Raw genomic sequence first — 22,698 nt, 5'->3', positions numbered from 1 at the left:
CGGGTGTAGCTCAGGGGTAGAGCACAACCTTGCCAAGGTTGGGGTCGAGGGTTCGAATCCCTTCGCCCGCTCCAATTTTCCCAACCGATCCAATCTCTTCAAGCGTCCTCCGGGGCGCTTTTCGCGTTCCGGGCGCGGTAGGCGGCCGGCGTCGTCGCGAAAGTGCGGCGGAACTGCCGGCGCAGGGTTGCGGCCGTGGCGAAGCCCGCCGCCTCGGCCACGGCCTGGAGCGGCCGGTCGGCCTCGTCCAGCAGGTCGCGGGCGCGGGCGAGGCGCAGGGCGAGGAGCCAGCGCGCCGGCGTGGTGCCGGTGGCGCACGCGAAGCGGCGCAGGAATGTCCGCGAACTCATCCCCGCCCGCGCGGCCAGGACGGCGATCGGCCAGTCGCGCCCCGGCTCCGCCCGGATCGCATCGAGGAGCGGCCCGATCCGCGCGGCCTCATGGGGCGAAGCGACCGCCCCCGGCACGCGCTGGGTCTGGCCGCCGTCCCGGTGGGGCGGGACGACGAGGCGCCGCGCCACGAGGTTGGCGGCAGCTACGCCGAAATCGCGCCGCACCAAGTGCAGGCAGAGGTCGATGCCCGCGGCGGAGCCGGCGGAGGTGAGGATTTGGCCCTCGTCCACGTAGAGGACGTCCGCCACGAAACGGATGCCGGGGTGGCGCGCCGCCAGCGCCTCGGCGTGGCGCCAATGGGTAGTGGCGCGGCGTCCCTCCAGGAGGCCGGCGGCCGCGAGGACGAAGATCCCGGAGCAGATCGAGAGCAGGCGCGCTCCGCGTGCCGCCGCCGCCCGGAGCGCCTCCAGCAGCGGGCCGGGCACCGGCAGGCCGGCTCCGCGCCAGCCCGGCACGACGATGGTGCCGGCCTCGGCCAGGAGGTCGAGGCCACCATCGGCCAGGACGCGCACGCCGCCCTCGGCCCGCATTGGGCCGGGCTCGAGCCCGGCCACGGCGAAGCGGTACCAATCCGCACCCATCTCCGGGCGCGGCAGCCCGAAGATCTCCACGGCGACGCCGAACTCGAAGGTGCAGAGCCCGTCATAGGCCAGCACCACCACGAGGCGGTCGGCGGGGGCGAGGCGCCGTCCTGAGGCGGCGTGGCCTTTGATTGGGGGACGGGCCTGCGGCTTTGGCATGATCGCGACGCTAACTGGCGTTCCCACCCGCCGCCAAGCCGCGTGCCCGCTGCTACCTCTGTCCGTCCACCGAGCCGTCTTGGAGAGAGGATCCATGAACCCCGTCAGCGCCATCCCCGCCTGCCCGTCCGCGATCGCGCGCGACCATTTTCGCCGCCGCCTCGAACTGGAGACCGACTGCGCGGACGTGGCCGCCGCCCTGCGGGCAGGGCCGCCCGACTTCGTGCTCCTGCACGCCGTCGGCTCAGAGGCCGCGTACCGGCAGCGCCACATCCCGGGCGCCCTGCACCTGCCGCACGGCCTCATCACCGCAGAGCGGATGGCCGCATGGCCCGCGGACACGCTGTTCGTCGTCTACTGCGCCGGCCCGCACTGCAACGGTGCCGACCGCGCGGCTCTGCGGCTCGCCGAACTCGGGCGCCCCGTGAAGCTGATGCTGGGCGGACTGACGGGCTGGGCGGACGAGGGCCTGGAATTCGCGGGCGAATCCTGAAACCGGTCACCGTCCGGGCACCCGCCCTTCAAGCTTCCTTTACTATGATGGGAACAAGGATCGGGCCGGGGCGGCATCCGGGCCCGCCCTCAGCCGGACGGCCATGTTCCTGTTCACCACGCCCCCCGCCAGCCCCCGCGAGACCGGCGCCAGCCGGGAGGCGGGTCCGCGCGGGACGGCCCAGGGCGGCCGTACCGGCGCGACGGGCGGAGTGATCGAGGCGATCCGCGACGGGGCGCAGACCTCCGGCGCGGGCTTCGACTACCTCCTGGCCACGGCCCAGCGCGAATCGTCCCTCGATCCCACCGCCAAGGCCGCCACCTCCTCGGCCACCGGCCTGTTCCAGTTCATCGAGCAGACCTGGCTCGGGACCATGAAGAGCGCGGGGCCCCGGCTCGGCCTCTCGACCTACGCGGATGCCATCACCCGGGGGGCGGACGGCACCTACACGGTGAGCGACCCGGCCGCCCGGCAGACCATCCTGGACCTGCGCCGCGATCCGAAGATCGCCGCCACCATGGCGGGCGCCCTGACCGAGCGGAATCGCGAGAGCCTGAGCACAGCCCTCGGGCGGGAGCCGACGGGGGGCGACCTCTACGCCGCCCATGTCCTCGGGGCGCGGGGGGCCGCGGCCCTCATCGCCACCGCCCAGGCGAGCCCGGCCCGGGCCGCCGCCCTCGACATGCCGGAGGCGGCCGCCGCCAACCGGAACCTGTTCTACGACAAGGCCGGGCGCCCGCGCGGGGCGGCCGAGCTCTACGCCCACCTCGCCACCGCGCGAGCGGGCAGCGCGACGAATCCCGTCGCCGCCACCGTCGCGCTGCCGGAGGGCGCCACCGCCTACGCCTCCCTCAACGAGGGCGGCCTGCGCTCGATGTTCCAGACCGACGCCCGCCAGCAGGGCGGCGTCTCGGCCGGGGTCGCCCGGCTCTGGCAGGGCCGGACCTCGGGCGCCGAGCCCGCCCGCAACGCGCCGAGCTACTTTCCGCGCTCGGACGGCGGGGAGGCGCCGCAGGCCGAACCCGCGACCGCCTCCGACCGCGCCGCCTCGTCCCCGGCGGATGTCGCCCGCCCCACGCTCACCGGCGCCGCATTCACCGGCACCGCGCTCACCGGCGCGCCGCTTCCGCCGCGCCGGCCGGCTGAATTCGGCGCCTCCGGCCAGGCGGTCCGGTCCGGCGCTCCCCTCGACCTGTCCCTCTTCACGATCCGGAGCGGCCTATGATCATCCGCCAGTTCCTCGCCTGGACGCAGCACAGCTCCGCCGCGCGCCGGGCGGAGGCGGCAGGGTCGCTGGCCCGCGCCTATCTCTACGGCGGCCTCGGCGCGGAAATCGCCTGGGAGGCGGAAGCGGCGCTGCTGGCGCTCCTCGACGATCCTTCTAGCCTCGTGCGGCGGGCCCTGGCGGAGGCCTGCGCCGGTTGCGCCACGGCGCCCCGGACCCTGATCGTCGCCCTGGCGGGCGATCAGGCGGACATCGCCGCCCTGGTGCTGTCGCGCTCGCCGGTGCTCGGAGATGCCGATCTCGTGGACGGTGTCGCCATCGGCTGCCTCACCGTCCGCCGCGCGATCGCGGGCCGGGCGAACCTCTCCGCGGGCGTGGCCGGGGCACTCGCGGAGATCGGGGAGGCGCCGGCCCTCGTCGCTCTCGCGCGCAACCGCAGCGCCCGGATCACCACCGGCAGCCTGATGCGGATGGTCGAGCGCCACGGCGGCGAGGCCGCCGTGCGCGAAGCGATTCTCACGCGGCCGAACCTGCCCCTCGAGGTGCGCCAGAGCATCACGACCCGCCTCGCCGAAGCCCTCTCGGCCTTCGCGGTGTCCGCCGGCTGGCTCACCCCGGCCCGCAGCGCGCGCGCCAGCCGGGAGGCGCAGGAGCGCGCGACCCTGGCCTTCAGCGCCGAGGCCCACCCGATCGACCTCGCCCGCCTCGTGACCCATCTCAAGGCGCAGGGCCAGCTCAATGCCGGCCTGCTGCTGCGGGCCATCCTGTCCGGCCACATGGCTTTCGCGGAGGCGGCGCTGGCCGACCTCTCGGGCCTGCCGCTGCGCCGGGTGGCGGGGCTGATGCAGGAGGGCTCCACCGCCGCCTTCGCCGCCCTCCACCGCAGGGCCGGCCTGTCGCCCGTGCTGCTGCCGGCCTTCGGCGCCGCCCTGTCGGCCTGGCGCGAGGCCGGGCAGGGCGCCATCGTCAGCGCAGGGGCCAGCCTGTCGCGCCTGATGATCGAGCGGGCGCTGACCGCCTGCGAGACGATGCCCTTCGCCGAGGCGCAGGGCGTGATGGCGCTCCTCGCCCGCTTCGAGGCCGAGGCGGCGCGCGACGAGGCGCGGGTGCTCGCCCGCGAACTCGCCGCGGACGGCGCACGCGCGGATGCCCTGCGGATGGAGAACGAGATCCTCGACGGCGAGTGGCGCGAGGCCCAGCGCCTCGTGACCCAGGGGCCTGTCACGGAGGCTGCGCCCTGCGCAGACGCCGACCCGATGGCGAAGCCGGCCCCGGCCGCTGCGATCGCGCAGGTCGAGGCCCCCCAGGCCCCCGAGGCCGACGAGCCCCGCACCGATCCCGTCGGCGTCATCCTCGACGCCCTGCCCGACGCCATCCTGGCCGAGTTCCAGGGCAGCCGGGAGCACGCGCGCAAGCTCACGGTCGAGGTCGTCCTCGACGCCATCCCGGAGGCCCTGGTGGCGAGCTACCGCGCGGATCGCGAGCGGATCGCCGCCTGAGCGTTCCTCATCCGAACTGCTCGCGCAGGATGCGCTCGTCGAGGCTGTGACCGGGATCGTGCAGCAGGGTCAGGTTGGTGGCATGGTCGAGCCAGGTCTGCACCCTGCTGACCCGCCGGAACTCGGTATGGTCGGCCACCGCCGCCACGGGGCGGTGCTCGGCGTCCAGCACCTCGATCTCGATGCGGGCATAGTCGGGCAGCAGCGCGCCGCGCCAGCGCCGGGGCCGGAAAGCCGAGATCGGCGTCAGGGCCAGGAGGCGGGCGTTGAGGGGCAGGATCGGGCCGCCCACCGAGAGATTGTAGGCGGTGGAGCCCGCCGGGGTCGCCGCGAGCACGCCGTCGGCGATGAGTTCGGGCAGGCGGACATGACCGTCGACGGAGATCCGGAGCTTGGCGGTCTGATGCGTCTGGCGCAGCATGTAGACCTCGTTGAGGGCCCGGGCCTGATGCCGGCGCCCCTCGATGTCCTCGGCCTCCATCATCAGCGGGTGGATGATGCTGCGCTTGGTGCTCTCCAGGCGCTCGACCAGCCCGTCCTCGCGGAACTCGTTCATGAGGAAGCCGACGGTGCCGCGGTTCATGCCGTAGATCGGCGTGCCGGCGTGGATGAAGCGGTGCAGGGTCTGGAGCATGAGGCCGTCGCCGCCCAGCGCCACCACCACGTCGGCCTCGTCGGGGGGCACGTGGTCGTAGCGGCGCATCAGGGTCGCGGCCGCCTGGCGGGCGTCCTCCGTGGGACTCGCGACGAAGGCAAGCCGTTCGAAACGCCGCGCCATGGGCTCACATCCGCCTTGCCGACCACCTTGCCGACGCGGAGCGTTCGCTCCAGCGTCTCGTTTCCAGTCCCGCCGGCATCCCCGTCGGCCCGCTCCCGCCGGTGGAGCGGCAGCACCCTGGTCGGAGACCCATAGCATGGAGCGGCCGCTTCTCGTCTACACCACCTTCCCGGATGCCGGCACCGCGCTCAGCGTCGGCGAAGCGCTCGTGCGGCTGCGGCTGGCCGCCTGCGTCAACGTCCTGCCGGGGATGCAATCCGTCTACGCCTGGAAGGGTGCGGTGGAGCGCGGATCGGAGGTCGTCGCGATCCTGAAGAGCCGGGAGGGCCTGGCGGAACCCCTCGGCGCCGCCCTGAAAGCACGCCACCCCTACGAGACGCCGATCATCCTGCACCTGCCCGTGGCGGGCGCCGACCCCGACACCGCGGCCTGGATCCTGGCCGAGACCGCGGGCGGGACCGGCACCGAGGCGCCTCAGGAGTCCCCGAGCGGGTAGCTGCGCCCCTTCCAGGCCGGCGTCCCGGCGCCCCGGCGCCGCAGGAGGGCGCGCCACTGGATCGCCAGGGCCATCAGCACGGCGAAGGGATGGAGGAGGATCGTCCCCGCCGGCTCGCGGGTGACGAGGGTGATCGCCGCCCGCGTCGCCAGGGAAATCAGGGCCGCCGCGGCGGCCACGAAGGCGGCGGCCCCCGAGCCGAAGCCGAGGAGGGCGGCAAGCAGGAGCAGCCAGGGCAGCACGTGGCCGCCGGCCAGCAGCAGGGTCCAGACCGGCAGCGCGCGCGGCGTCGCCATGCCTTCGCGGGCGTTCTTCGAGAAGCCGGCCCAGCTCTGGCCGAACCCCCGGTACATCCGGCAGGTGGCCAGCGCGTGCGCGGCCACGAGGTCGGTGCGGTAGCCGGCTCGGCGGAACCGGCGCGGCAGCACGACGCCGTCATGCAGGCTGGTCCGCACGGCGCCGTGCCCGCCGGTGGCCTCGTAGGCGGCGCGGGCGACGAGAACGAGCTGGCCGCAGGCGGCCCCGAGGCTGGCGCGCGGGGAGGCCCGCATCATCGCCATCGGCAGGTAGCCGACGAGGAGGAAATTGATCATCGGAACCGTCAGGCGCTCGCCGAGCGTGCCCATGATCTGGCGCGGCACGCCGCTGACCAGGGCCGAATCGGTCCGCCGCGCATGGGCGACGAGGGCGGCGGCCGCCGCCGGCGCCAGGGTGACGTCGGCGTCGACGAAGAGGAGGTGGGTTCCCTGCGCCGCTTCGGCCAGCCGGGCGCAGGCGTGGTTCTTGCCGGTCCAGCCCTCGGGCAGGGGCGGGATCGCAACCAGGCGCAGGCGGTGGTCGGTGGCGGCGATGCCGGCCACGATGGCGGCGGTGTCGTCGGTGGAATGGTCGTCGCCCACCAGCACCTCCAGGGCGACCCCGGCGCTCGCCAGGGCCGCCCGCACCGTCGTGGCGATGACCGCCGCCTCGTTGCGAGCCGGAATGAGGACCGAGATCCGGGAGCGGACATCGAGATCCGGCTCTGGGGTGCGCAGGATCGAGAGGTTGACCCAGGCGATCAGGCCGGGCAGCGCCGCGCAGGCCAGGGCGAGGATCGCGAGACCGAGCATCACGGAACCGGATCTCCCTTCTGGCGGTGGGCCGGCTCGAAGCGCCGCCCCGTGAGGACGGCGCCGAGGCGCCGCCAGAGGTCGTAGACCCCGCCGACGCCCTTGGCACCGGAGGCGAGCGGCGCGAAGCGGTCCGCCTCGCGGGAGATCACGTCGGCGCTGAGCCGGTCGAGGGTCGCGGCCAGGTCCGCCTCCATCCGGGCCAGCCGCTCGGCCCGGGGCAGAGCGAGGAGGGCGGCACCCGTCACGGGCGTGCCGAAGGCCGCGAAGGCCTCGCCGCCGCGCTCTTCCCAGAAGGCGTATTCGAGGGCGAGCGGCACGAACAGCGCGTCGGGCGCGATCTCGGGCAGGCGGCCGACGCCGGCCCGCAAGGCCAGCGGCCGGGCCCGCACGTCCTGAAAGCGCCCCTGGGCGGTGATCCAGATCATCCGGTTCGGCGCCCCCAGGATGCGCCGGGTCGCCTTGAGGAACTGGGCCGCCCCGCGGGCCGATTCGAGATCCACCGCGAAGGCGCCCATCAGGGCGAAGACCGCGTATTTCTCCAGCATCCGCGCGTCGAAGGGGGCATAGCTCTCGCGCGCCGGGAAGAGCTTGCCGGCGAGCAGGATGACCACGGCCGCGTCCCACCAGGCCGGGTGGTTGCAGTAGACCACCACCGGGCCGGCATGGCCGGCGCAGGCCGGCACGCCCCAGCGGGCGAGCCGCAGGGCGTTGAGGTGGCGCCGGACGTAGCGGTCGAAATACCCGACCATGAACCGCCACAGGGCGGGCGATCGGGCGGGGCCATCCTCACGGGACACGCGTCGGGCCTTCAGGCGCTGGCGCGCTCCTCGCCCCTGGCATCGGTGTCGAGGGCGTCAGCCGCGATCCAGCCCGACATCATCACCATCGGCATGCCCGGACCCGGATGGGCGGCCCCCCCGGCGAGGTAGAGGCCGCGCACCTGCCGCGAGCGGTTGCCCGGCTTGAACGCGCCCATGAACTTGCCGTGGGAGGCCAGCCCGTAGATCGCGCCGTTGAGCACCTTGTAGCGCTCGTGGATGTCCTGCGGGGTGAGGTGGCGCTCGACAACGATGCGCTCCTCGAGGTCGGGCATGTTGGCCGTGCGCTTGAGCTTGTCGAGGATGACCTGGCGGTAGGCCGGGAACATCTTAGACCAGTCGTGGTGCGGGCGAAGATACGGCGTGTGAACGAGGACGTAGAGCGCCTCGCCGCCCTCGGGCGCCACCGACGGGTCGGTGGAGGAGGGGGCGGCCAGGTAGGCGGTCGGGTCCGGGGCCGGCTCGCCCTTGTGGTAGATGTAGTCGAACTCCTCCTCCGGATCGCGGGAGAAGACGAAGTCGTGGTGGTTCAGGTGCTCGTAGCGCTTGTTCAGCCCGAGATAGAGCACCACGCCGGAGCAGGCCGGCTCGAAGCTCTTCTTCTCGTAGGCCTTGCCGACGTCGCCGCCGACGAGTTCGCGGTAGGTGCGCACCGAATCCATGTTCGAGATCACGGCGTCGAACGGCGTGATGCCCGAGGCGGTCTTCACGCCCTTGACCGTGCCCTTCTCGATGGCGAGGCCCGTGACCTCGTCGCCGGGGCGCAGCGTGGCGCCGAGTTCTCCGGCGAGCTTCGTCAGCGCCTCGGCCACCGCGCGGGTGCCGCCCATCGGGTACCAGACGCCCTCCGCCGTCTGCATGTGCGCGATGGCGCAGAGCACGGCCGGGGCGCCGTAGGGCGAGGAGCCGACATATTGGACGAAGTGGTCGAGCATCTGCGCGAGGCGCGCGTCCTTGACCTTCGAGCGGATGGTGCCGGCCACCGAGGAGCCCATGCGCAGGGACAGCACGTCCCGCAGGGTGCCGGGATTCATGTTGGCGCGGATGTTGATCGTGTCGAACAGGTCCTCGACCGGCTTCCAGAAGAAGAACTTGTTCGAGACGTCGTGCAGGTGCTCGGAGATCTCGAGGAACTTCTTGTAGCCCTCGCCGGCCCCTGTGCCGGGGGCGAAGCGCTCCATGTCGGCGGCCATGGTGGGCACGTCGGCCATGAGGTCGAGATGGGTGTTGTCGTCGAAGAAGCAGCGCCATTGCGGGTCGAGGCGGCGCAGGTCCAGGTAGTCGTGGATGTTGCGCCCGGCCTCCTGGAAGATCCGCTCCAGCACCTTCGGGACCGTGAGGATGGTCGGCCCCATGTCGAAGCGGAAGCCGCCCTCATGAAGGACCGCGGCCTTGCCGCCGAGCCAGTCGTTCTTGTCATAGAGCGTGACGGTGTGGCCGCGCGCGGCGCTCACGCAGGCGGCCGCCAAGCCGCCCAACCCTGCGCCGACGACGGCGACCGAAGACCCAGCCCGCATGTTCGTTACACTCCCCGGGCCGGTCCGAAAGCCCATTCCCTGCATGAAGCTAGACCGGATGGCCGCGCGGTCAACGCGCTAACCGGTCGCGGCGCGGACGGACGCCGTCTTCGCACACACCATCCTAGATCGCCCGCCGCGACACCAGCGCTAACGCGACGCACAGACCCGCCCCCGCCACGGCGGCCATCACGCCCCAGGCGGGCAGCGCCGCGGCCCAGCCCTCGCTCAGCGCGTTCTGGTAGGCCTCGATGGCCCAGGCGTTGGGCGTGAGCCAGCCGGCCTCCTGCAGCCAGGGCGGCATGAGGAACCGGGGCACCATGCTGCCGCCCACCGCCGAGAGCAGCAGGACGCCGAAGGTGGCGGCCAGATGCGCCTGCTGGCGGGTGGCGGAGGCCGCGCAGGCGGCGAGCGCGAGGCCGGCCGCCATCGCCGAGACGAGGAGGGAGGTCACCAGCCAGGCGCCCGCATGGGGCAGGATGTCGACCCCATGCAGCAGGGCGGCGGCGGTGAAGATCAGCCCGGCCTGGACGAGGCCCTGGCCCACCAGGAACAGGAACTTGCCCAGCACCACCACACTGAGACCGCCGGGCCCCGCCATCAGCCGGTCGGCGAGACCGGACTGGCGCTCGTCCACGAGGGACAGCGCCCCCTGCATGGCGGCGAAGAGCAGGAACACCGCCGTGATCGCCCCCGCATAGTAGCTGACGCGGTCGTTGGTGGCGCCCGAGGCGGTGCTGCGCCGCTCCACCAGGGACGCGAAGGCGAAGGGCTCCTTGCGGGCCCGCTGCTCGGCGAAGGCCTGGTTCAGGAAGGCACGCTCGTCCGGCCCGATCTTGCCCGAGCGCTCGACGTCGGCGACGATCCGGGCCAGCACCACGTCGGGCAGGGCCTCGTTGAGGACGCGCTGGAGCTGGCCGAGGGCGATCGGGGTGGCCAGGGCCTTGGCGGGATTCTCGATCAGCACCACGGGCTGGTCGGCGCCGGTCGAACCGGCATCGAGGTCGCCGCGCAGCACCATGGCCACATCGACCTCGCCGCGGCGCACCGCCGCGACGGCTCCGTCGAGGTCGGCGGCCGAGAGACGCCCGACCCGGAGGGACGGGTCCGTCTCCAGGGCCTGCATCAGCCGCTGCGTCGTCGGCGTCCCGGCAAGATCGAGGAGGCCGACATGGATGCGGATTCGCTCGCCGAGAGCGCCCGAGAAGATCGCGGCGAAGATCGTGAAGATCACGGTGGGCAGCACGAAGGCCATGACCAGGGCGGCCCGGTCGCGCACCAGGCCGAGCAGCATCACGCGGAAGGCGGCCGAGATCATATGGCGGTTCCCGTCCCGGCGGAGCCGTCCCGGCCATCGGCTGCGGCCTCCGCCAACGCCTCGCGGTAGACCGCCTCCAAGCCGGGCGCCCGGATGCGGATCTCCGCGATGGGCACGCCCGCGCTCCGCAGGGCGGCGAGGAGGTCGGCGCCGGCGCGAGGCGTCCCGGCGAGGCGGCGCGCCCGCCAGGTCGAACCGGTGTCGACGGGCAGGAACCCGGTCCGGCGCAGCACCGCCTCCGCCGCCGCGTCGGCGGGGGCGACGAGTGCCGCCTCGTGCTCGGGGGCGTCGGCGCGGATGCGGGCGAGGAGATCGGACAGGCGGCCGTCGGTGACGATCCGGCCCCGCGCCAGGATCGCGACCCGGTCGGCGAGGCGCTCGGCCTCGGCGAAATCGTGGGTGGCGACGAGGAGGGCCGTGCCGGCCTCGCGCAGGCGCCCGAGCACCGCATGGATCGCCGCCCGGGCATGCAGGTCGACGCCCTGCGTCGGCTCGTCGAGGAGGACGAGACGGGGCCGCGCCATCAGGCTGGCGGCGATGTTGACGCGACGCTGGTAGCCGCCCGAGAGCAGCCCGACCGGGCGCCGGGCCACCTCCGCGAGGGCGCAGAGCGCGAGCCCCGTGGCCACCGCCTCGGCCCGCTCGTGCCGGGCGATGCCAGCGAGTTGCGCGAAAACCGACAGGTTCTCGGCCACCGAGAGGCGCGGATAGAGGGCGATCTCCTGTGGCACCCAGCCGATCGCCCGGCGCGCGGCCGGCGTCCGGTGAGGGTCGTCGCCGGCGACGCGGACGCTGCCGGCGCCGGGGGCCAGCCGGCCCGCGATGAGGCGCATCAGCGACGTCTTGCCGGCGCCGTTGGGACCGAGGAGCGCGAGGGTCTCGCCGGCGCCGAGGGCGAGGTCGACGCCCTCCAGCACGCGGCTGCCCCGATAGGCGAGGGCGGCGCCGGCCACCCGCAGGAGCGGCGCGGGAGGGGTGGTCATGCGGCGTTCAGCGGCGCGGCAGGGCGCGCGACAGGCGGACCCGCACGCTCGCGCCCGGCTCGCGCACGGTGAAGCGCGCGCGCGCGAAGTCCGGGCGGGCGGAACGGACGGACTCGCCGGAGAACCCGTACGGTTCGAGGGGCAGGCCGAGGCCGGTGCGGTCGAGACGGCCGTTGCCGTTGGTGTCCTGGTAGGCCAGGGCCGCATAGATTCCAGGGGGCACGTTCGGGAACACGAAGCGCTGCGCCGCGGCCCGGGGCTCGGCCTGCTGCCCCGTCCGGCAATCGGCCTCGGTCAGCCCGTCCTGGCACAGGGCGACGGAGATCAGGCCGCCGGGCTCGATGCCCTCGACATCCACCGCCACGGAGGCGGCCCGCGCCGCTCCCGTGGCGAGGAAGAGGGCACAGATGACGGCCGTGAGCCTCGCCCGCCGCCTCAAGTGGCGTCGCCCGAAGCGGCCAGGGGCGCGGTCGTGGGAATACCAGCGCTGGCGGCGCCGACGCGGCCGGCGGACAGCTCCTCGATGAGGAGGCGGGCGGTGATGCGCGCACCCTCGTAGATCACCGGCAGGCCGGAGCCCGGATGGGTCCCGCCGCCGACGAGGTAGAGGCCTGGCCCGAAGCGGTTGTGCGGGCGGAAGTAGAGCATCTGCATCAGGTCGTGGGCGAGGTTGAAGGTCGCGCCCTCGTGCACGAAGAACTCGTCGCGCCACTCGGTCGGATCGACGATGCGCTCGTAACGGATGCGCGATTCGATGTCGCCGAGGCCGAGCAGTTTCAGGCGGTCGAGGACGAGGCGGCGATAGGTCTCGCGCAGGCCCTTCCAGTCGATGCCGGCCTTCAGGTTCGGCACCGGCACCAGCACGTAGAGGCTGGTCTGGCCGGGCGGCGCCATGCCGCCATCGGTGAAGCCGGCGTGCTGCACGTAGAGCGAGGGCTGCATCGGCAGGATGCCGTCGGTGATCTCCCGGATGTTGCGGGCGTAATCCTCCGACAGCAGGATGGTGTGGTGGCCGAGCGCCTCCGGCATCGGCCCGTCGAGGCCGAGATAGAGCATGAAGGTCGAGCAGGAGAGGCGCGCCTTCTCGATCTTCGCGTCGCGCCAGCGCGGCCGGTGCTGTTGCGGCACGAGGTCCTGGATCACCTTGGCGAAGTCGCCGTTGATGACCACCGCATCGGCCTGCAGGGTCTCGCCGTTGCAGACCACGCCGCTGGCGCGCTTGCCCTCGAACAGCACCCGCTCGACGCCCGCCCCGAGGCGGATGTCGACGCCCATCCGGCGGGCGAGGCCCGCCATCGCCTCCGAGACGGCGCCGCAGCCGCCGACCGGGTGATAGACGCCGTGCTCGTATTCGAGGAACGACAGGATGGTGAACAGGCTCGGGCACCGGAACGGCGACATGCCGAGGTACTTGGTCTGGAACGCGAAGGCGAGACGGACCCGCGGATCCTTGAAGTAACGCCGCAGGTCCTTGTCGACGCTGCGCCCGGGATGAAGGTGGGGCAGGGCGGCGATCATCGCCGGGGAGGCCATGGCGCGCAGGGTGTGGAAGGCTTGCTCCAGGACCGGCTTGAAGAACTTCAGCTTGACCCGGTTGTCGGCGAAGAACTTGCGCACGTTCCGGGCGTCGTCGGGCGCGATGCGCGCCACCTCGGCCTCGAGCCGGTCCATGTCGTTGGTGGCGCGGATCTCGCCGCCCGCCTCGAAGACGAGGTGGTATTGCGGGTCGAGGCGCTCGAGCTTGACGTGATCCTCCAGCCGCTCGCCACAGGTCTCGAAGATATCGGCGAGGATCTGCGGATAGAGGAAGAACGTTGGGCCGATATCGAACCGGAACCCCCCCGGTGCCTCGATGGTTTTCGTGCGGCCGCCCACCGCCGGATCCTTCTCCAGCAGCGTGACGTGGACGCCGGCCCGGGCGAGGAGGAGTGCGGTGGCGAGGCCGCCGGGACCGGCACCGACGATGATGACGCGGCGTCCGGACAGGGTCCGCAAGCCGTCCCGTGACTGCAACAACGCTCGCAACTCCTTCGTCTTGCTCCCATCTCTGCGCGCATGTGGTGCGCAAGAATGGTCCGTCCAGGGCCCGTGCGGCCCGGTGCGTAATCTTGACCGTAGCGGCGCCCGCGGCAATGGGGGCGCAGTGTCGCGCGTGACGGCGGCCCTCGGAGCGGATCGCCCGCCCTGCTTCTCTACGTCGATCGGGACAGGTGATGCAGCGCGATCGCGCCCGCCGTCGCGACGTTGAGGGAATCGAACTCCGGCGCCATCGGGATGCGGACGGTGCGCAGGCGCCCCATCAGGTCCGGCGGCAGACCCGGCCCCTCGCTCCCGAGCAGCAGCAGGGTGCGGGCGGGGGGCGCCAGGGCCGCGAGAGTCTCAGCCCCGCCGGGGCTCAGGGCCAGGGGCTCCAGGGCGTGGCGCGCCGCCAAGGCCAGGATCGCATCGGCATCGGCCAGTCGCCGGAACGGGACGATAAGCGCGGCGCCAGCCGAGACGCGGATCGCCTTTCGGTAGAGCGGGTCGCAGGTCCCGGCGTCGAGCAGCACCGCGTCGGCGCCGAAGGCGGCGGCGTTGCGGAACAGGCCCCCGACATTGTCGTGGTTGGTCAGGCCGACGAGGCCGACCACGAGGGCCGGCGCCGGCGCGGGTGGCAGACCGGGGAGCGTCGCGCCGGGCGCTTCCGGTCCGCGCAGGCCGACGCCGAGGACGCCGCGATGAATGGGAAAACCGGTGATCGCGCTCATCACCGGCTTCGTCGCCGTGTAGACCGGCACGTCGCCGGGCAGCCGGGCCAGGGCCTCCGCCAGGCCGGCCAGGCGCTCGGGCGCCAGAAGGACCGACTCGAGGCCGAACCGCGCCCGCGCCGAGAGCATGACCCGCAGGGTCACCTCGCCCTCGACGATGAAGCGGCCCGCGCGGCCGACGAGATCGCGCTCGCGCATCGCCGTGTACGGCGCGAGGCGCGGGTCGGCGGGATCGTCGATGGCGACCGGCGCAGGCCGGGGAGGGGCGGTCAAGGCGAGGTCAGGCGCTCGCCGGACGCCCGCCCATGCGCACCGCGAGGGGATCGGCCTCGGCCTTGGTCGGCACCTTCACCAGGGCCTCGCCGTCGAGCACGACCTCGCCGGCCACCGAGCAGGTGCATTTCAGGCGGGCGCGACGGCGCTCCGGCACGAGTTCGGCCACCTCGACGGTGACCTCGACCGTATCGCCGATGCGGACCGGCGCCCGGAAGTTCAGGGTCTGGCTGATGTAGACGGCGCCGGGGCCGGGCAGGCGGGTGCCGAGCACCGCCGAGATCAGGCCGGCGGTGTAGAGGCCGTGCGCGATCCGGGTTCCGAAGGGCGTGCGCGCCGCGAAATGTTCGGACAGGTGGATCGGGTTGCGATCGCCGGTGATCTCCGCAAAGCCCACCACGTCGGAAGAGGCGATGACCTTGTTCAGCGTCTCGGACAGGCCGACTTCGAGATCCTCGAAGTACAGGACGCGCAGTTCGGGCATCATTGGGGGCTTCTCCCTGAGAGGCGGTTTCTTGCTACGCTGACGGCACGCACGGTCGCCGCGCCGACGATCCTGTTTCGCCTCGCACAGGTGCGCAGCCAAATCCAGCCTCCGGCCCGGCGGATCGGGACCGGCCCGAGGATGCTTGCGGACAATTTGAGCGGTCGCCTTCACGCGGCCGTGATCCTGCACCCGCATGGTGCCCGGCATGGCCGATCCCCATCCCATCACGCCCGGGCATGTCGGGTCGGCGCTCTCGCTCACGGGCCTCGTCGCCCTGATGACGAGCGAGAGCGTGCGACCCGACATCCTCGGCCTCGCCTGCGGGTGCCTCACCGTGTCCCTCGTCGCCTTCACAATCCAACTCTGCCACGCGCCGAAGCCGAAGCGGTCCCGGAAGGCGCGCCGGCCCATCGCACCCCGCACCAAGGCGCCCGCGCCCATGGCGGCGCAGCCGGTGTTCCGGAACGAGCCGAAGTTCCACCCGGCCCTGTTGGCGCAGGTCGCTGGCGCAGCGCCCCTTCCGCCGGGGCCCGTCGCACCGCCCACGGGCTCCGTGAGCCGACGCGCCCTGAGGGATGTGCGCAACCGGCGCATCGCCCGGGGGACCTGAACCCGCGATGCGTGCCGCCCCCTCGACAGGGCGGCACGCATCGGCGAAGACGCGCCGGCCCCGAACGGACGAAAGGTCGGCCCGCCGACGCCTCGTCCGTCCACGTCATCGTCGTGTCGCGAACTCCGATCGCGAAGCCGACAACCACCTTTGCGATTTCGGCCCAGGAACACACCGTGAACCAGCGAGCCCCCGATCCTGCGCTCCGCCCGGTGGTCGCCCGCGTCGCCGGGCTCAACCTCGCGTATTTCGGTATCGAGGTCAGCGTCGCCCTGGCGATCGGCTCCCTGTCGCTCATCGCCGACAGCCTCGACTTTCTCGAGGACGCGGCGATCAACCTGCTGATCTTCGCCGGCATCGGCTGGAGCGTGCGCAACCGGGCCCGACTCGGCATCGTGCTCGCCGGCATCCTGCTCCTGCCGGCTTTGGCCACCGCGTACGCCGCCTGGATCAAGTTCGCCACGATGGCGCCGCCGGCCCCGATCCCCCTGACGCTCACGGGCCTCGGGGCGCTGGCGGTGAACCTCACCTGTGCGATGATGCTGGCCCGCCACCGCTCCGGGGGTGGCAGCCTGACCCGGGCGGCCTACCTCTCCGCCCGTAACGATGCCTTCGCCAACCTCGCGATCATCGCCGCCGGCCTCGCCACCGCCCTGACCCTGTCGGCCTGGCCGGACCTCATCGCGGCGGCCGGCATCGCCATCCTGAACGCGGATTCGGCGGGCGACATCCTGCGGGCGGCGCGTGCCGAGTGGCGCGCGGCCGAGGCCCGGCCCGAGAACGAAGCCAGATCCTAGAACGAAGCCGGGCCCGCGAATCGGGCCCCGTGAGAGCCGCCGAGCCGCCATGCGACTGTTCCCGATCTCCGACCTGCACCTGGAGCGCCGACGCCTCGACGTCATTGCGCCCCCGAGCCGGCCCTTCGACGTGCTGGTCTGCCCGGGCGACCTGTACGAAGGGCGGCCCGAATCCGGTCTCGCGGCCCTGATGTCCCTGGCGCAGGGCCGCCCGATCGTGCTGGTGCCGGGCAACCACGAGCACTACGCGCCGACCGGGGACGGGCGCACGGCGCCGCAACTCCTCGCCGCCCTGGAAGCCGAGGTGCTGCGCCTCAACGGGGAGGGCGCGGAGATCCACCTGCTCCAGCGCGGCGCGGCCGTCATCCGCGACGGCGTCCGCTTCGTCGGCACGACCCTGTGGAGCGACTGGTCGCTCGCCGGGCGCTGGCTCGACGGCGGCGTGGCCGATGCTCCGGAAGACCCGGTCGCCTACGCGGCGGCACGGATGACCGACCCGGTCACGGGTTCGCGGGAGTTCCGGGGCTCGATCCGAAACGGCGACGGGACGGCCTGGTCGCCGGCCGACGCGATGGAGGCCCATGCGCGGGAGCGCGAGGGCCTGATCGCCGCCCTGTCGCGCCCGCATGACGGCCCCACCGTCTGCGTCACCCATCATCCGGCGAGCCCGCGCGCGGCGGACGCGTTCCGGCACGCCCCCGGCGTCCCCTGGTGGGTGCCGGCCTTCTACGCCAGCACCGTTCTGGAGGACCTCCCCGACGCGGCCCGGCCCGACCTCTGGGTCTCGGGCCATTTCCATGCGGGCCACGACATGCGCATCGGCCGGACCCGCTGGGTGGCGAACCCGGTCGAGGGTCGGGACTACGCCCCCGATCACATTCTCACGATCGGGTGAGACCGGGCCTGCCCCGCCCGCGTACCTGTCGAACACCGATGCCGCGAGCCGGTTCGCAGTCCGTCCACGAGGATCAGCCCATGAACGCCTTCATCGCCGTGGTCCTCGTCTGCGCCAACGGCATCCCGATCGAGGCCTGCACCGACGACAAGGCGAGCGAGGTCCGCAAGGTCCGGGTCGCCAACGAGCTCGGCTGCACCAACGGCTGGCAGGAGATCATCGCCCGCACCGACCTGCGCGACGAGGTCGGCAAGACGAGCTACCTCAAGACCGAGTGCCGCCGGGTGAAGCAGGCCGACTGAGCCGGCTGCCCCGGGCTACCGATGATACTCACCGATCGTACTTGATGTAGGCGAAGCGCGGATCGGTGGGGGTCCCCTCCAGGGCGCCGCCCTCGGTGCCGGGCTGCCAGCCGATCACGTCCTCGATCTTGGCCGCCAGGGCGAAGTCCTTGTCGGTGACCCCCTTGGCCGCGTGGTTGGTCAACCGCACTTCGACCCAGGCATAGGAGGCGGTGATGTCGGGATGGTGCCAGGCCGCCTCGGCGAGGTGGCCGACCGTGTTGATGACCATCAGGGTGCTCTTCCAGCCGGAGGTCTTGTAGGTGCGCTTGATCCAGCCCTCCTCCAGGCGCCAGGCCGGAAGCTCCCGCGCCAGGCGCTCCGCGATGGCGGCGTCGTCGATCACGTCGTCCCGCGTGCCGGCCATGGTCCAGAACCTCCCTCGAACAGGCATCGCTGCCGGATATGCGGCGAGCCTGCGCCGAGCCCCGGTCGCGCGCAAGGTCTCGAACGCGGCCCGGCATGTGTTCCGGTTGCGGGAGCGACCATCCGCCCGGCGGACTTGCCAATTCGTCCTGTGGACGCCCTGTGCCCGACCTCCTATGAAGATGACCAACCAGCGCCGGCCTTTGCGGGACCACCCGAGCGTTCGACATCGAATCCAGGGAGTGCCCACCATGCTGTCACGGCGCGGATTGCTCGCGACGGCGGCACTGTCGCCCCTGGGCTGGAGCCTGGCACCGCGGCCGGCGCGCGCCGCCCCGGCGGCGATCCGGGTCGGCAGCCTGCCCTTCGGCACCGTCTCCTGGGAGGCGGCGGTGATCAAGGCGCGCGGCCTCGACGCCGCGAACGGCTTCACCCTCGACGTCGTCAAGCTCGCCGGCAACGACGCGGCGCGGATCGCATTCATGGGGGGCCAGGTCGACACGATCGTGGGCGACCTGCTCTGGGCGGCGCGCCTCGGCAACGAGGGCCGCGCGATCCGGTTCTTCCCCTACTCGACCACCGAGGGCTCCCTGATGGTGCCGGGCGACAGCCCGATCCGCACCCTGGCCGACCTCAAGGGCAAGCGCCTGGGCGTCGCCGGCGGGCCCCTCGACAAGAACTGGCTGCTCCTGAAGGCGCAGGCGCGGGACACCGCCGGCCTCGACCTCGAGACGCAGGCCACCGTCGCCTTCGGAGCGCCGCCTCTGCTGGCGCTCAAGCTCGAACAGGGCGAGCTCGATGCGGGGCTCCTGTACTGGACCTACTGCGCCCGCCTGGAACCCAAGGGCTTCCGCCGCCTGATCGGCTCCGACGACATCATGCGGGCCTTCGGGGCCACCGGATCGATGGCGCTGATCGGCTACCTCATCGAGGCCGACACCGTGAGGGACAAGCCCGAGGCGGTGGCGGGCTTCACCCGCGCCTCCAAGGCCGCCAAGGAGGCCTTGGCCAACGATCCGGCCGCCTGGGACGTGGTGCGCCCGCTGATGGCGGCCGACGACGAAGCGACCTTCCAGGCCCTGAAGCGCGACTTCCTCGCCGGCATCCCGCGCCGGCCCCTGGCCACTGAGCGCGGGGACGGCGAGAAGCTGTTCGCCGTCATGGCGCGGCTCGGGGGCGAGCGCCTGGTCGGGGCGGGCTCCACCCTGCCGCCGGGCCTCTACTACGACGGCAGCGGGAATGGCTGAGGCGACCGCCAGCGCGCGTGCCCCGCGCGCGACGCCCTGACCCCCATGGGCTTTGCCACCCGTCTCGTCTCCGTGCTGGTTCTGCTCGCCGGATGGCAGGCCGCCGCGTCCGCCGCCGGTTCGCGCCTGCTGCCGGCGCCGCTGGCGATCCTCGATTTCATCCGCCGCGAATCCGCCTCCGGTGACCTCTGGTGGAACGTCGGCATCACCCTGTCGCGGGTGGGCATCTCGTTCTTCCTGGCGATGACCCTCGGGGTGCTCCTCGGCATCGCCCTCGGGCGCTCGCGCCGCCTCAACCTCGTCCTCGACACCCCGCTGCTCATTCTCCTGAACACGCCCGCCCTCGTGATCACGGTGCTGGCCTACATCTGGGTCGGCCTCAACGAGGCGGCGGCGATCGTCGCGGTGGTGCTGAACAAGCTGCCGAACGTCGCGGTGATCCTGCGTGAGGGCGCGCGCGGCCTCGACCCGCAGCTGGAGGAAATGGCGCGCACCTACCGCTTCGACCGGCGGACCTGGATCGCCCACGTGCTGGTGCCGCAGCTCCAGCCCTTCGCGGTGGCCGCGGCGCGCTCCGGCCTCTCGCTCGCCTGGAAGATCGTGCTGGTGATCGAGCTCCTCGGCCGCCCCAACGGGGTGGGCTTCGCGATCAACTACTACTTCGTCCAGAGCCTGAACGTGGCGGCCATCGTCGGCTACAGCATCGTGTTCATGAGCGTGATGATCGCCATCGACATCCTCATCCTGCAGCGGCTCGAAGCTTATGTCCGACGCTGGCGCTGACGGAGCGATGGCGGGCTCCGCCGCGCCCGGCCCCGGGGACGTCGCCCTGCGGGTGGACATCGACCGCAAGGTCTACGGCGCCGGCGGCCGGGAGCCGGTGGAGGCCGTGCGCGGTCTCGCCTTCTCGGTGATCGCCGGGGAGATCACCTGCCTGATCGGCCCCTCGGGCGCGGGCAAGACCACGACCCTGCGCATTCTCCTCGGCCTCGACCCCGACTACGAGGGGCGCGTGACCCCGCACCCGGACGCGGCCGGCATCGCCATGGCGTTCCAGGAGCCGCGCCTGCTGCCTTGGCGCACGGTGGAGCAGAACGTCCGCCTCGCCCTGCCGCGCGGCGCGCGGGGCCAGGATCTCGACGGGCTGTTCGACTCCCTCGGGCTCGGCCCCTGGCGGAGCCGCTATCCAGGGGCTCTCTCCCTCGGGATGGCACGGCGGGTGTCGCTGGCCCGGGCCCTGGCCCAGAAGCCGCGCATCCTCGTTCTGGACGAGCCCTTCGTCTCCCTCGACGACACCTCGGCGGCCGCGTTGCGCGGCCTCGTGGTCGCGGCGGTCGAGCGTACGGGCATGGGTGTGCTGATGGTGACGCACAACGTCGCCGAAGCCATCGAGATCGCGGACCGTCTCCTGCTCGTCTCCGGCCGCCCTGCGAGCCTCCTCGGGACCATTCCCCTGAATCGACCGCGCGGCACACGCGACCGGGCCTGGATCGAGGGCCGCCGAACCGCCCTCGCGGCGCAATTCCCCACCGTGATCGCGGGCTGATTCTGTCGCGACGAAGCGCAGCCGCATCCCCCGCGGGCCACGCGGGTTGATCCGGCCCGCGAAGGAGCAGCTCATGGATGCGGCGAGACCGCGCATCATCCCCGGGCTTGCCCGTGCGGGTCGACGCGACCGATCGGCGGCGGCGGATCGCGAGCCCGAACTGGAAACCTGAATTATTGTACAATATCGCGACGCAGAGTTGGTATTGCGAATACCACCAACGCTTTCGCCCCCCAGCTCGTCATGGATCGTCCTGCCAAGGTCTCACCGCATGCATGGTCGGCATGAAGGAAGCCGAAAGGTGATGAAAAGACTTTGACTTAGCGCGAGCCTATATTGCGTCGCACCATCGCATGCTGCACGGCAGGATCCTACCGCCTTGTCCTGTGGAGCCTCACGAGGACTTGTGCGAAGCCCGGTAAGACGGTGCGCAAGCGAGTTGACGCCGCCGGAATTTTTCTTAGAGTTCATTCAAGCTTCGGTTTCGAGGGGCGCCGCAAAGGGATAGCGGCCCCTGACCGTCAGATCCGGACCTCCCGCCCATGGCGCGGAAATCGGGATCTGGCGTCCGCTACCGGGGCGAACCTATCCCTGTCGCAAACAGTCAGGTCACGGCGTGGTCGTGCGGGTTTTCCGCAGGATGACGGCTGCAAGATCTGTCGGAGGAATCCATGAGAGCGGTACATCTTCTCGCACTCGGCGCCGGTATGGTCGCATCGACCACGGCGTTCGCCAACGAAGACGTCCTGAAGCGCACGGCCAACCCGGCCGAGCAGGTCCTTCAGACCGTCGACTACGCCAACACGCGCTATTCGAAGCTCGACCAGATCAACGCCAGCAACGTCAAGCAGCTCCAGGTCGCCTGGACCTTCTCGACCGGCGTGCTGCGCGGCCACGAGGGCTCCCCGCTCGTCGTCGGTAACATGATGTACGTCCACACCCCCTTCCCGAACATCGTCTACGCCCTTGATCTCGACAAGGACGGCGTGATCGCCTGGAAGTACGAGCCCAAGCAGGACCCGTCGGTCATCCCGGTGATGTGCTGTGACACGGTCAACCGTGGTCTCGCCTACGCCGACGGCGCCATCATCCTGCACCAGGCCGACACCACGGTCGTTTCGCTCGACGCCAAGACCGGCAAGGTGAACTGGTCCGTCGTCAACGGCGACCCCAAGAAGGGTGAGACCAACACCGCAACCGTTCTTCCGGTGAAGGACAAGATCATCGTCGGCATCTCCGGCGGCGAGTTCGGCGTGAACTGCCACGTCACCGCCTACGATTCCAAGACGGGCAAGAAGGTGTGGCGCGGCCACTCCCAAGGCCCCGACGCCGACATGATCATGGACCCCGAGAAGACCACGTCTCTCGGCAAGCCGGTCGGCAAGGACTCCTCGCTGAAGACCTGGGAAGGCGATCAGTGGAAGACCGGCGGCGGCTGCACCTGGGGCTGGTTCTCCTACGATCCCAAGCTCGACCTGATGTACTACGGCTCGGGCAACCCCTCGACCTGGAACCCCAAGCAGCGTCCGGGCGACAACAAGTGGTCCATGACCATCTGGGCGCGTAACCCCGACACGGGCGCGGCCAAGTGGGTCTACCAGATGACCCCGCACGACGAGTGGGACTACGACGGCATCAACGAGATGATCCTCACGGATCAGAAGGTTGACGGCAAGGAGCGTCCGCTCCTGACCCACTTCGACCGTAACGGCTTCGGCTACACCCTCGATCGCGCCACCGGCGAGCTCCTCGTTGCCGAGAAGTTCGATCCGGTCGTGAACTGGGCCTCCAAGGTCGACATGGACAAGGGCTCCAAGACCTACGGTCGCCCCCTCGTCCAGGCCAAGTACTCCACCGAGCAGAACGGTGAGGATACCAACTCCAAGGGTATCTGCCCCGCCGCTCTCGGCACCAAGGACCAGCAGCCTGCGGCCTATTCGCCGAAGACCAACCTGTTCTACGTGCCCACCAACCACGTCTGCATGGACTACGAGCCGTTCCGGGTCTCCTACACCCC

Annotated in this window: 24 protein-coding genes; 12 read left to right on the top strand and 12 right to left on the bottom strand. The window is 71.9% G+C overall.

Features of this window, described 5'->3' with window-relative positions; translation table 11 throughout:
- Positions 1-98 precede the first annotated feature (98 nt).
- Positions 99-1,133 carry a transcriptional regulator FtrA gene (gene ftrA, locus K2X24_RS13705; protein WP_292498941.1) on the bottom strand — a complete coding sequence of 345 codons (1,035 nt, stop codon included), beginning with the start codon at positions 1,131-1,133 and terminating at the stop codon, positions 99-101.
- A 94-nt stretch (positions 1,134-1,227) separates the two neighbouring features.
- Between ftrA and K2X24_RS13700 the strand changes: the two genes are divergently transcribed.
- The 3 genes from K2X24_RS13700 (at position 1,228) to K2X24_RS13690 (ending at position 4,350) form a co-directional block, all read left to right on the top strand.
- Complete coding sequence (locus K2X24_RS13700; RefSeq protein WP_292498940.1) at positions 1,228-1,626, top strand: rhodanese-like domain-containing protein; 399 nt, start codon at positions 1,228-1,230, stop codon at positions 1,624-1,626.
- A 103-nt stretch (positions 1,627-1,729) separates the two neighbouring features.
- A complete protein-coding gene (locus tag K2X24_RS13695) occupies positions 1,730-2,851 on the top strand; it encodes a lytic transglycosylase domain-containing protein (protein ID WP_292498939.1) in 1,122 nt (373 codons plus the stop codon).
- Positions 2,848-4,350, top strand: a complete 1,503-nt coding sequence (locus K2X24_RS13690; RefSeq protein ID WP_292498938.1) for a DUF2336 domain-containing protein — start codon at positions 2,848-2,850, stop codon at positions 4,348-4,350. The genes K2X24_RS13695 and K2X24_RS13690 overlap by 4 nt, the downstream gene beginning before the upstream one ends.
- Before the next feature lie 7 nt (positions 4,351-4,357).
- Here K2X24_RS13690 and K2X24_RS13685 read toward each other — a convergent pair whose 3' ends face one another.
- Entirely contained in the window at positions 4,358-5,128 is a 771-nt protein-coding gene (locus tag K2X24_RS13685) for an NAD kinase (protein WP_292498937.1), read from the bottom strand.
- A gap of 136 nt (positions 5,129-5,264) precedes the next feature.
- Here K2X24_RS13685 and cutA point away from each other — a divergent pair, with 136 nt between their 5' ends.
- Positions 5,265-5,624, top strand: coding sequence for a divalent-cation tolerance protein CutA (cutA, locus tag K2X24_RS13680; RefSeq protein WP_292498936.1), 360 nt, complete (start codon positions 5,265-5,267; stop codon positions 5,622-5,624).
- Here cutA and K2X24_RS13675 read toward each other — a convergent pair.
- From K2X24_RS13675 to croR, 9 genes are all read right to left on the bottom strand, one after another.
- Positions 5,603-6,733 (bottom strand): glycosyltransferase, encoded by a 1,131-nt coding sequence (locus K2X24_RS13675; RefSeq protein ID WP_292498944.1) that lies wholly within the window; start codon positions 6,731-6,733, stop codon positions 5,603-5,605. The two genes, cutA and K2X24_RS13675, sit on opposite strands and share 22 nt — an antisense overlap.
- The gene (locus K2X24_RS13670; protein WP_292498943.1) at positions 6,733-7,485 is read right to left on the bottom strand and encodes a lysophospholipid acyltransferase family protein; all 753 of its coding nucleotides are present in this window, start codon (positions 7,483-7,485) and stop codon (positions 6,733-6,735) included. The genes K2X24_RS13675 and K2X24_RS13670 overlap by 1 nt, the downstream gene beginning before the upstream one ends.
- A gap of 59 nt (positions 7,486-7,544) precedes the next feature.
- Positions 7,545-9,071 carry an NAD(P)/FAD-dependent oxidoreductase gene (crtI, locus tag K2X24_RS13665; protein ID WP_292498935.1) on the bottom strand — a complete coding sequence of 509 codons (1,527 nt, stop codon included), beginning with the start codon at positions 9,069-9,071 and terminating at the stop codon, positions 7,545-7,547.
- A gap of 124 nt (positions 9,072-9,195) precedes the next feature.
- A complete protein-coding gene (locus K2X24_RS13660) occupies positions 9,196-10,389 on the bottom strand; it encodes an ABC transporter permease (RefSeq protein WP_292498934.1) in 1,194 nt (397 codons plus the stop codon).
- Positions 10,386-11,372: an ABC transporter ATP-binding protein gene (locus K2X24_RS13655; protein ID WP_292498933.1), complete on the bottom strand. Its 987-nt coding sequence runs from the start codon at positions 11,370-11,372 to the stop codon at positions 10,386-10,388. Before K2X24_RS13655 ends, K2X24_RS13660 begins: the two co-directional genes overlap by 4 nt.
- Before the next feature lie 7 nt (positions 11,373-11,379).
- The gene (locus K2X24_RS13650; protein WP_292498932.1) at positions 11,380-11,811 is read right to left on the bottom strand and encodes a DUF2141 domain-containing protein; all 432 of its coding nucleotides are present in this window, start codon (positions 11,809-11,811) and stop codon (positions 11,380-11,382) included.
- On the bottom strand, positions 11,808-13,388 hold the full coding sequence (gene crtI, locus K2X24_RS13645; RefSeq protein ID WP_292498931.1) for a phytoene desaturase family protein: 1,581 nt from the start codon (positions 13,386-13,388) through the stop codon (positions 11,808-11,810). The genes K2X24_RS13650 and crtI (K2X24_RS13645) overlap by 4 nt, the downstream gene beginning before the upstream one ends.
- Before the next feature lie 176 nt (positions 13,389-13,564).
- On the bottom strand, positions 13,565-14,317 hold the full coding sequence (locus tag K2X24_RS13640) for an RNA methyltransferase (protein WP_292498942.1): 753 nt from the start codon (positions 14,315-14,317) through the stop codon (positions 13,565-13,567).
- 82 nt (positions 14,318-14,399) lie between these two features.
- Positions 14,400-14,879, bottom strand: coding sequence for a 3-hydroxybutyryl-CoA dehydratase (gene croR, locus K2X24_RS13635; protein ID WP_055949554.1), 480 nt, complete (start codon positions 14,877-14,879; stop codon positions 14,400-14,402).
- Positions 14,880-15,084: 205 nt separating this feature from the next.
- Here croR and K2X24_RS13630 point away from each other — a divergent pair, with 205 nt between their 5' ends.
- The 4 genes from K2X24_RS13630 (at position 15,085) to K2X24_RS13615 (ending at position 17,483) form a co-directional block, all read left to right on the top strand.
- Positions 15,085-15,489 carry a hypothetical protein gene (locus K2X24_RS13630; RefSeq protein ID WP_292498930.1) on the top strand — a complete coding sequence of 135 codons (405 nt, stop codon included), beginning with the start codon at positions 15,085-15,087 and terminating at the stop codon, positions 15,487-15,489.
- 176 nt (positions 15,490-15,665) lie between these two features.
- Positions 15,666-16,286, top strand: coding sequence for a cation transporter (locus K2X24_RS13625; protein ID WP_292498929.1), 621 nt, complete (start codon positions 15,666-15,668; stop codon positions 16,284-16,286).
- A 49-nt stretch (positions 16,287-16,335) separates the two neighbouring features.
- Positions 16,336-17,181, top strand: a complete 846-nt coding sequence (locus K2X24_RS13620) for a metallophosphoesterase (protein ID WP_292498928.1) — start codon at positions 16,336-16,338, stop codon at positions 17,179-17,181.
- An 80-nt stretch (positions 17,182-17,261) separates the two neighbouring features.
- Complete coding sequence (locus tag K2X24_RS13615) at positions 17,262-17,483, top strand: hypothetical protein (RefSeq protein ID WP_055949561.1); 222 nt, start codon at positions 17,262-17,264, stop codon at positions 17,481-17,483.
- 28 nt (positions 17,484-17,511) lie between these two features.
- Here the strand turns inward: K2X24_RS13615 and K2X24_RS13610 are convergent, their stop codons facing one another.
- A complete protein-coding gene (locus tag K2X24_RS13610; protein ID WP_292498927.1) occupies positions 17,512-17,889 on the bottom strand; it encodes a 4a-hydroxytetrahydrobiopterin dehydratase in 378 nt (125 codons plus the stop codon).
- A 250-nt stretch (positions 17,890-18,139) separates the two neighbouring features.
- On the opposite strand from K2X24_RS13610, the gene K2X24_RS13605 reads away from it, so the two are divergent.
- The 4 genes from K2X24_RS13605 to K2X24_RS13590 all read left to right on the top strand — a co-directional run.
- On the top strand, positions 18,140-19,135 hold the full coding sequence (locus K2X24_RS13605; RefSeq protein WP_292498926.1) for an ABC transporter substrate-binding protein: 996 nt from the start codon (positions 18,140-18,142) through the stop codon (positions 19,133-19,135).
- 45 nt (positions 19,136-19,180) lie between these two features.
- Positions 19,181-19,918: an ABC transporter permease gene (locus K2X24_RS13600; RefSeq protein WP_238277745.1), complete on the top strand. Its 738-nt coding sequence runs from the start codon at positions 19,181-19,183 to the stop codon at positions 19,916-19,918.
- 7 nt (positions 19,919-19,925) lie between these two features.
- Complete coding sequence (locus K2X24_RS13595) at positions 19,926-20,681, top strand: ABC transporter ATP-binding protein (RefSeq protein ID WP_292498925.1); 756 nt, start codon at positions 19,926-19,928, stop codon at positions 20,679-20,681.
- A gap of 671 nt (positions 20,682-21,352) precedes the next feature.
- On the top strand, positions 21,353-22,698 hold a 1,346-nt coding region (locus K2X24_RS13590), incomplete at its 3' end, for a PQQ-dependent dehydrogenase, methanol/ethanol family (protein WP_292498924.1).

Origin of the sequence: Methylobacterium sp., assembly GCF_019750675.1 — a bacterium.
In the GTDB taxonomy this organism is placed as follows: Bacteria; Pseudomonadota; Alphaproteobacteria; order Rhizobiales; family Beijerinckiaceae; genus Methylobacterium.
The sequence above is the reverse complement of the archived record's forward strand: the minus strand, read 5'-3'. Positions and strand labels throughout refer to the sequence as shown.

Excerpts from the sequence above, each read along its gene's own strand:
- ftrA (WP_292498941.1), bottom strand. The coding sequence starts at position 1,133 with ATGCCAAAGCCGCAGGCCCGTCCCCCAATCAAAGGCCACGCCGCCTCA.
- K2X24_RS13700 (WP_292498940.1), top strand. The coding sequence starts at position 1,228 with ATGAACCCCGTCAGCGCCATCCCCGCCTGCCCGTCCGCGATCGCGCGC.
- K2X24_RS13695 (WP_292498939.1), top strand. The coding sequence starts at position 1,730 with ATGTTCCTGTTCACCACGCCCCCCGCCAGCCCCCGCGAGACCGGCGCC.
- K2X24_RS13690 (WP_292498938.1), top strand. The coding sequence starts at position 2,848 with ATGATCATCCGCCAGTTCCTCGCCTGGACGCAGCACAGCTCCGCCGCG.
- K2X24_RS13685 (WP_292498937.1), bottom strand. The coding sequence starts at position 5,128 with ATGGCGCGGCGTTTCGAACGGCTTGCCTTCGTCGCGAGTCCCACGGAG.
- cutA (WP_292498936.1), top strand. The coding sequence starts at position 5,265 with ATGGAGCGGCCGCTTCTCGTCTACACCACCTTCCCGGATGCCGGCACC.
- K2X24_RS13675 (WP_292498944.1), bottom strand. The coding sequence starts at position 6,733 with ATGCTCGGTCTCGCGATCCTCGCCCTGGCCTGCGCGGCGCTGCCCGGC.
- K2X24_RS13670 (WP_292498943.1), bottom strand. The coding sequence starts at position 7,485 with ATGGTCGGGTATTTCGACCGCTACGTCCGGCGCCACCTCAACGCCCTG.
- crtI (WP_292498935.1), bottom strand. The coding sequence starts at position 9,071 with ATGCGGGCTGGGTCTTCGGTCGCCGTCGTCGGCGCAGGGTTGGGCGGC.
- K2X24_RS13660 (WP_292498934.1), bottom strand. The coding sequence starts at position 10,389 with ATGATCTCGGCCGCCTTCCGCGTGATGCTGCTCGGCCTGGTGCGCGAC.
- K2X24_RS13655 (WP_292498933.1), bottom strand. The coding sequence starts at position 11,372 with ATGACCACCCCTCCCGCGCCGCTCCTGCGGGTGGCCGGCGCCGCCCTC.
- K2X24_RS13640 (WP_292498942.1), bottom strand. The coding sequence starts at position 14,317 with ATGCGCGAGCGCGATCTCGTCGGCCGCGCGGGCCGCTTCATCGTCGAG.
- croR (WP_055949554.1), bottom strand. The coding sequence starts at position 14,879 with ATGATGCCCGAACTGCGCGTCCTGTACTTCGAGGATCTCGAAGTCGGC.
- K2X24_RS13630 (WP_292498930.1), top strand. The coding sequence starts at position 15,085 with ATGGCCGATCCCCATCCCATCACGCCCGGGCATGTCGGGTCGGCGCTC.
- K2X24_RS13620 (WP_292498928.1), top strand. The coding sequence starts at position 16,336 with ATGCGACTGTTCCCGATCTCCGACCTGCACCTGGAGCGCCGACGCCTC.
- K2X24_RS13615 (WP_055949561.1), top strand. The coding sequence starts at position 17,262 with ATGAACGCCTTCATCGCCGTGGTCCTCGTCTGCGCCAACGGCATCCCG.
- K2X24_RS13610 (WP_292498927.1), bottom strand. The coding sequence starts at position 17,889 with ATGGCCGGCACGCGGGACGACGTGATCGACGACGCCGCCATCGCGGAG.
- K2X24_RS13605 (WP_292498926.1), top strand. The coding sequence starts at position 18,140 with ATGCTGTCACGGCGCGGATTGCTCGCGACGGCGGCACTGTCGCCCCTG.
- K2X24_RS13600 (WP_238277745.1), top strand. The coding sequence starts at position 19,181 with ATGGGCTTTGCCACCCGTCTCGTCTCCGTGCTGGTTCTGCTCGCCGGA.
- K2X24_RS13595 (WP_292498925.1), top strand. The coding sequence starts at position 19,926 with ATGGCGGGCTCCGCCGCGCCCGGCCCCGGGGACGTCGCCCTGCGGGTG.